This window comes from Kitasatospora sp. NPDC056783 (assembly GCF_042789895.1).
In the GTDB taxonomy this organism is placed as follows: domain Bacteria; phylum Actinomycetota; class Actinomycetes; order Streptomycetales; family Streptomycetaceae; genus Kitasatospora.
Window position 1 is genome coordinate 1 of record NZ_JBHUAF010000581.1, and the last position, 3,473, is coordinate 3,473.

Here is a 3,473-nt window from a genome sequence, read left to right on the forward strand (position 1 = left end):
CGTTCGAACAGCGGGCCCCGCGCGTCAGAGCGCGAAGACCTCCTCGACCAGCGCCTGCTGCTCGGCGGCGTGCCGCTTGGCCGAGCCGACGGCGGGCGACGAGGCGGCCGGGCGGGCGACACGGCGCAGGCGGGCGTCGCCGCCGCTGCGGCCGATGACGACCTGGAGGTGGTCGACCAGGTTCATCGCGATGAACGGCCAGGCACCCTGGTTGGCCGGCTCCTCCTGGGCCCAGACGAACTGGACGTCGTCGCCGTAGCGGGCCAGCTCCTCCTGGAGCTCGGCCACCGGCAGCGGGTAGAGCCGCTCGACCCGGACGATCGCGGTGTCGGTGACGCCGCGCTCGGTGCGGGCGGCCTCCAGGTCGTAGTAGAACTTGCCGGCGGTGATGACCACCTTGCGGACCTGCGCCGGGTCGACGGTGGAGTCACCGATGACCGGGCGGAACGAGCCGGAGAGGAACTCCTCGGTCGCACTCGCCGCGGCCTTCAGACGCAGCATCGACTTCGGAGTGAAGACGACCAGCGGCTTGTGGTGCGGGTTGTGCGCCTGCCAGCGCAGCAGGTGGAAGTAGTTCGACGGCAGGGTCGGCATGGCGACCGTCATGTTGTTCTGCGCGCACAGCTGGAGGAAGCGCTCCGGGCGGGCGGACGAGTGGTCCGGGCCCTGGCCCTCGTAGCCGTGCGGCAGCAGCAGGGTGACGCCCGAGTGCTGGCCCCACTTCTGCTCGGCGGAGGCGATGTACTCGTCCACCATGGTCTGCGCGCCGTTGACGAAGTCGCCGAACTGCGCCTCCCACATGACCAGCGCGTTCGGGCGGGTCAGCGAGTAGCCGTACTCGAAGCCCATGGCCGCGTACTCCGACAGCAGGCTGTCGTAGACGGTGTAGCGGGCCTGGTCCTCGGTGAGGTACTGCAGCGGGGTGTAGTCCTCGCCGGTCTTGCGGTCGATCAGGACGGCGTGCCGCTGGCCGAAGGTGCCGCGGCGGCTGTCCTGGCCGGCCAGGCGGACCGGGTGGCCCTCCATGAGCAGCGAGCCGATGGCGAGGGTCTCGCCCGTCGCCCAGTCGATGGTGTTGTCCTCGACCGAGGCGGCGCGGCGCTGGAGCTGCGGCAGCAGGCGCGGGTGGACGGTCAGCCAGTCCGGGTGGTTGACCTGCGAGGCGGCGATCCGCTTGACCATCTCCTGGGAGATGCCGGTCTGGATGGAGACCGGGAAGTCGGCGACCGGCTTGCCGGCGGTGGCGTCGGCCGGCGCCTGGGCCGCGTCGCGGACCTCGGCGAAGACCTTCTCCAGCTGGCCCTGGAAGTCCTGGAGCGCCTGCTCCGCCTCTTCCATGGTGATGTCGCCGCGACCGATCAGGCCCTCGGTGTACAGCTTGCGCACCGAGCGCTTCTTGTCGATCAGGTCGTACATCAGCGGCTGGGTGAACGACGGGTTGTCGGCCTCGTTGTGACCGCGGCGGCGGTAGCAGATGAGGTCGATCACGACGTCCTTGTGGAACGTCTGGCGGAACTCGAAGGCGAGCCGCGCGACGCGGACCACGGCCTCCGGGTCGTCGCCGTTCACGTGGAAGATCGGGGCCTCGATCATGCGGGCCACGTCGGTGCAGTACATCGAGGAGCGGCTGCTGGCCGGGGCGGCGGTGAAGCCGACCTGGTTGTTCACCACGACGTGCACGGTGCCGCCGGTGCGGTAGCCGCGCAGCTGCGACATGTTCAGGGTCTCCGCGACGACGCCCTGGCCGGCGAAGGCCGCGTCGCCGTGGATCTGGATCGGCAGCACCGGGAAGGTGGTGCCGCCCTGGTCCAGGATGTCCTGCTTGGCGCGGGCGATGCCCTCGACGACCGGGTCGACCGTCTCCAGGTGGGAGGGGTTGGCGGCCAGCGAGACCTTGATGGTCTCGCCGTCCAGGCCGGTGAAGGTGCCCTCGGAGCCCAGGTGGTACTTGACGTCACCGGAGCCGTGCATCGACTTCGGGTCGAGGTTGCCCTCGAACTCGCCGAAGATCTTGCCGTACGGCTTGCCGACGATGTTGGCCAGCACGTTCAGGCGGCCGCGGTGGGCCATGCCGATGACGGCCTCGTCCAGGCGGTGCTCGGCGGCGGCGTCGATGGTCGCGTCCAGCAGGGCGATCAGCGACTCACCGCCCTCCAGCGAGAAGCGCTTCTGGCCGACGTACTTGGTCTGCAGGAAGGTCTCGAAGGCCTCGGCAGAGTTCAGGCGGCGCAGGATCCGCAGCTGCTCCTCGCGCTCCGGCTTCGCGTACGGCTTCTCCAGGCGCTCCTGCAGCCACTTGCGCTGCTTCGGGTCCTGGATGTGCATGTACTCGATGCCGACGGTGCGGCAGTAGGTGTTGCGCAGCAGGCCGAGGATGTCGCGGAGCTTCATCATCTTCTGGCCGCCGAAGCCGCCGACCGCGAACTCGCGCTCCAGGTCCCACAGGGTGAGGCCGTGGGTGGTGACGTCCAGGTCGGGGTGCTTGCGCTGCTTGTACTCCAGCGGGTCGGTGTCGGCCATCAGGTGGCCGCGGACCCGGTAGGAGTGGATCAGCTCCATGACGCGGGCGGTCTTGTTGACCTCGTCGTCGTGGGTGGTGGCGACGTCGGTGGCCCAGCGGACCGGCTCGTACGGGATCCGCAGCGACTCGAAGATCTCGTCGTAGAAGCCGTTCTCGCCGAGCAGCAGACGGTGGATCTCGCGCAGGAACTCGCCGGACGCCGCGCCCTGGATGACGCGGTGGTCGTAGGTCGAGGTCAGCGTCATGATCTTGGAGACGCCCAGGCGGGACAGGGTCTCCGGGGCGGAGCCCTGGAACTCGGCCGGGTACTCCATGGCGCCGACGCCGACGATGGTGCCCTGGTTCTGCATCAGGCGCGGCACGGAGTGCACGGTGCCGATGCCGCCGGGGTTGGTCAGCGAGACCGTGACGCCGGTGAAGTCGTCCATGGTCAGCTTGTTGGCGCGGGCCCGGCGGACGATGTCCTCGTAGGCCTGCCAGAAGCCGAAGAAGTCGAGGGTCTCGGCCTTCTTGATGGCCGCGACGACCAGCTGGCGGTCACCGTTCGGCTTGACCAGGTCGATGGCCAGGCCCAGGTTGACGTGCTCCGGCTTGACCAGGAAGGCCTTGCCGTTCTCCACCTTGTAGCTGTAGTTCATGCCCGGCGCGGCCTTGACGGCCTGGACCAGGGCGTAGCCGATCAGGTGGGTGAAGGAGACCTTGCCGCCGCGGGCGCGCTGGAGGTGGTTGTTGATGACGATGCGGTTGTCGATCAACAGCTTCGCCGGCACGGCGCGGACCGAGGTCGCGGTCGGCACCTCCAGCGAGGCGTCCATGTTGGTGGCGACGGCCTTCGCCGGGCCGCGCAGCTGGACCAGCTCGGGGCCGGCGGCGGCGGTCGCACCACGGAGGTGTCGCGGAAGCCGAGCCGGCGCAGGGCGTGCGCGATCCTCGGGTCGTCGGGGTGCAGGAC

At 69.5% G+C, this 3,473-nt stretch carries 1 protein-coding gene; it reads right to left on the reverse strand.

Annotated features, from left to right (window positions below; translation table 11 throughout):
• Nucleotides 1-24: 24 nt before the first annotated feature.
• Nucleotides 25-3,473: multifunctional oxoglutarate decarboxylase/oxoglutarate dehydrogenase thiamine pyrophosphate-binding subunit/dihydrolipoyllysine-residue succinyltransferase subunit (locus ACFRMQ_RS39385; protein WP_380735709.1), on the reverse strand; the 3,449-nt coding region annotated here is incomplete at its 5' end.